Origin of the sequence: Streptomyces humicola (assembly GCF_024436035.1) — a bacterium.
Classification (GTDB): Bacteria; Actinomycetota; Actinomycetes; order Streptomycetales; family Streptomycetaceae; genus Streptantibioticus_B; species Streptantibioticus_B humicola.
In genome coordinates this window covers 1-3,693 of sequence record NZ_JANFNG010000062.1, presented here as the reverse complement: position 1 = coordinate 3,693, position 3,693 = coordinate 1, and the positions used below count along the sequence as shown (strand labels likewise).

General features: G+C 66.2%; 5 protein-coding genes. 2 read left to right on the top strand and 3 right to left on the bottom strand.

Annotated elements, in window-relative coordinates:
* Positions 1-601: 601 nt before the first annotated feature.
* The 3 genes from NGB36_RS32890 to NGB36_RS32880 all read right to left on the bottom strand — a co-directional run bounded on the left by NGB36_RS32890 (position 602) and on the right by NGB36_RS32880 (position 1,807).
* Positions 602-871 (bottom strand): hypothetical protein, encoded by a 270-nt coding sequence (locus NGB36_RS32890; RefSeq protein WP_255924323.1) that lies wholly within the window; start codon positions 869-871, stop codon positions 602-604.
* A 344-nt stretch (positions 872-1,215) separates the two neighbouring features.
* The gene (locus tag NGB36_RS32885) at positions 1,216-1,467 is read right to left on the bottom strand and encodes a hypothetical protein (RefSeq protein WP_255924322.1); all 252 of its coding nucleotides are present in this window, start codon (positions 1,465-1,467) and stop codon (positions 1,216-1,218) included.
* Entirely contained in the window at positions 1,460-1,807 is a 348-nt protein-coding gene (locus NGB36_RS32880; protein WP_255924321.1) for a hypothetical protein, read from the bottom strand. Before NGB36_RS32880 ends, NGB36_RS32885 begins: the two co-directional genes overlap by 8 nt.
* A 270-nt stretch (positions 1,808-2,077) precedes the next feature.
* Between NGB36_RS32880 and NGB36_RS34115 the strand changes: the two genes are divergently transcribed.
* Complete coding sequence (locus NGB36_RS34115; RefSeq protein ID WP_308288966.1) at positions 2,078-2,377, top strand: hypothetical protein; 300 nt, start codon at positions 2,078-2,080, stop codon at positions 2,375-2,377.
* Between the two features lie 153 nt (positions 2,378-2,530).
* A partial coding sequence (istA, locus tag NGB36_RS32870) for an IS21 family transposase (RefSeq protein WP_255924324.1) occupies positions 2,531-3,693 on the top strand: 1,163 nt, incomplete at its 3' end.

Genomic DNA, 3,693 nt, shown 5'->3' with positions numbered 1-3,693 from the left:
ACATCACCCGCCCGAGCGACCCCAACAACGATCAACGAGAACGTCGAAAGTCGAGCGACATTGCGGGTGCCGATTAATCATCCGGCCTGGTCAAACGGCATGTCGGTACTCGTGGAGGGTTCCGCCGAGTCGGTCTCGACGGCGGACGTCCAGGTGTCTGATGTGCGCTGGCACATTTATCGGTTTGGGCAGTGGGCGAAGCGGCGCGGCTTGCGTCAGCGTTCGGTGCGTTCGGTGCTCGTTGTGCGGCCATTCCGGGTGACGTGGCAGGGGGAGAAGCGCCGGATCTCGCATACGCCGGACTACTTCGCACGGCTGGAGGACGGCTCGGGCCCGGTCGTCGATGTCCGGCCGGCGGACCGGGTTGGCCCGGAGGACGCGGTGAAGTTCTTGGCGCTGAGCCGACGATTCGCACGGATCTACACCACCCTCGGAACCCACGACCCCCTCTACCGGAAATTTGCCTCTATCAAGATCGCGACTTCCGCGAAAGCCAGCGGGTTCTCCCGGACCAGGCGCAGGATCAGGATGCGGATCGAGCGGAGGGTGGGCGGCCGTCCTGGCCTCTTTGGTCGGCAGGTGCGGGCTTGGCACTGCTTGATCAGGTCGCGGTGCCATCGCAGTAAGGTGTCGGGTTGGACCAGCAGCCGGAGTCGGCGCAGAACTTGGCGCGGCAGCGGTACCAGTAGTGCGGCGAGGCCCGGTCTTCCGGAGAGAAGTTCACCCGGTCTCCACCGAGTTGCCGCTCAAGGACCATGATCTGGTGACGCAGGGCGAGAATCTCCGAGTCTTTGTCGCAGTCGCTCATCGGTAGCAGCCGCAGCGCGGCGAATGCGTTAATGACGGTCAGGTAGGCGAGACGAGGCAACACGAGTGCTCATCCTGCCGCAGCACCGAACAAGACCCTGAGCGGCAGGAAAACATTCTCGGCAGGCGCACGGTCGCCTGGTTCCATCTTCGGCCGGCCGACTTGCGTCGGAGCACCGTGAGCTGGTGCCGCAGCACCAGCAGTTCGACGTCCTTGGCCGCGCTGCCCAGCAACCGCAGGCCCGTCAGCTCCAGCGACCTGCGCGTCAGCAAGTAGATCCATGACCACCGCATGGACTCCGATCATCCTCCGGCCGACACTGCCTGCGCATAGGAATGGCCCAGCTCAGCGACCCGAACCCGAGTTTCACGCGGGACAGGATGTGTTTTCGGCAGGCGCAGCGCCGGTCAGTCGAACCAGGCGACCTGAATCACGACGATCCGCTCGCCGCGGATGTCCGTGAGATAGGTGAGCAGAAGTCGACCCCGGCTCACGGTGCGTACTCCGGGATTGCGCCCGGTGAACGTGGCTCCCTCGAGGAATACCATGGACTCCCGAACGGTGATCTCCTCCGACAGGCGCTCGGCCTCACCGCGGGCCCGTGCCGGCAGGTCGTCCAGGAGCGTGTCCGGATCGGCCTCCCAGTGCCAGTCAGCCACCCGCGACCTCACGGTGCGCCGCCCGTACGATCTCGCCGGCCTCGTGAATGGCTCGCGCCCGCACTTCAGCGTCCGCGCTGTCCATGGCGGCCTCGGCGGCGTGCAGTCGCTGGGCGGTTGCGGGGTGTCGTTCGATCTCGACCACCACGCCCCATTGCCGGTAGAAGATGCGGATGGGTGCCACGCTGTCCTCGTCGCCCGCCTGGACGAACGCCTTCTGCATGTCCTCGAAGAATTCCGGCAGGCGGGAAGGAGCTACCGACGCCACTGCTTGTCGTAGTGCCGGGAGCGTGAGCGCAGGTTTGGGGATCAGCGGACCGTCACTCTCCGGGTGCGGCACGGCCATCATTCTGCCCTTTCCTACGCGTCGCAGGGACCGCAGCCAGCTTAGCTGCCCTCGTGGTCCACTCTGACGCGCCTTCTCCGGTAGCCGCAGGGGGACTGTCGTGGCGTTCATCCAGGTTATGTGCATCGGCCTGAGTGGGAACAGCGCTTGACGTGGGGAGCCTCGAGCTGCTTCGAAGAGCTATATACGTAACGATATGGATGGTTACGGAGAGTGGCGCACCCGTGTAGGTGCCGAGAATTACATCCATGCAGGTCACGCGGCATGTTGATACTCGTGCAGGACGCTGCCGAGTCGATCACGTCGTCGGATGTCGCGGTGGTCGAGTCGGTCCGGTTCGGTGATCGGTTGGGGGAGTGGGCGCAGGGATGCTGCGGCCTGAAGGGTGCGGTGGGGCCGGTGCTGGGTGTAGAAGGCGTCGTACTCGTGGTGCGCGTGGAGCAGATGGACCTGGTTCCAGATCAAGGTGGTCGGTCAGCAGCCGCCCGGATTTCTCTACCTCCCGTGATCCGAGTGGAAGACCGTGCCTGCCGACGCATCATCGCCGATCCCACCCGCTCTTGACCAACTCCGCGATCATGCCCGGTTCGCACCGGCAGAAGTGCCCGTGATCACCGAACCGGACATTGTCGCCGACGGCCGAACGCGGACCCTCTGACGGCGGATCAAAACTGACTCACTTTGTGCCCTTTGCCTGACTCTGGCCTGAGGGAAGGGTTGATTCTCGTGGAGGACTGGGCAGAGATCCGGCGGTTGCACCGGGCCGAGCAGATGCCGATCCGGGCGATCGCCCGGCATCTGGGCATCTCGAAGAACACGGTGAAACGCGCGCTGGCGCACGACCGGCCGCCGAAGTACGAGAGACCGCTCAAGGGCTCGGCCGTCGACACCGTCGAAGCGGAGATCCGCGAGCTGCTCAAGCAGACGCCGACGATGCCGGCGACGGTGATCGCGGAGCGGATCGGCTGGGACCGCGGGATGACGATCCTGAAAGACCGGGTGCGTGAGCTGCGGCCGGCCTATCTCCCGGTCGACCCGGTCTCGCGGACGACGTATCGCCCCGGTGAGCTGGCCCAGTGCGATCTATGGTTCCCGGTCGTCGACATCCCGCTCGGTTACGGGCAGTCCGGGCGGCCGCCGGTGCTGGTGATGGTGTCCGGCTACTCGCGGGTGATCGCCGCCAGGATGCTGCCCTCGCGGCGGACCGGAGACCTGATCGACGGCCACTGGCGGCTGCTCAGCGGCTGGGGCGCCGTCCCCAAGATGCTCGTCTGGGACAACGAGGCCGGCGTCGGCCGGGGCCGGGTGACGGGCGAGTTCGCGGCGTTCGCGGGCCTGCTGGCCACCAAGATCCACCTCTACCGCCCCCGCGACCCGGAAGCGAAGGGATTGGTGGAACGGGCCAACGGTTTCCTGGAGACGAGCTACCTGCCAGGGCGTCACTTCGCCGGCCCGGACGACTTCAACACCCAGCTGGGCGAGTGGCTGAAGGTCGCCAACCGCCGTCAGCACCGCACGCTGGGCGCCCGCCCGGCCGACCGGTGGGAGGCCGACAAGGCCGGCATGGTCGCGCTGCCGCCGGTCGACCCGCCCGACTGGTGGCGGTTTTCCATCCGGCTCGGCCGTGACCACTACGTCCGCGTGGACACCAACGACTACTCCGTCGATCCGGCCGCGATCGGCAATAAGCCGCGCGAGGGCATCGCCTCGAGCGATCCCGGTCGGCAATCCGGAAACCCTCTCCCACCTGCACGGACGAGGTATTCGGCAAGGGCAGCGCCACGTGATGATCGGACGAGCGTCCGTCACGGGTCTGGTAAACGTTGGTTACAGTTCGCTGGTCCGTGCGGCTGCCTTGAGCCGGTCGAGGCTTGTGTATC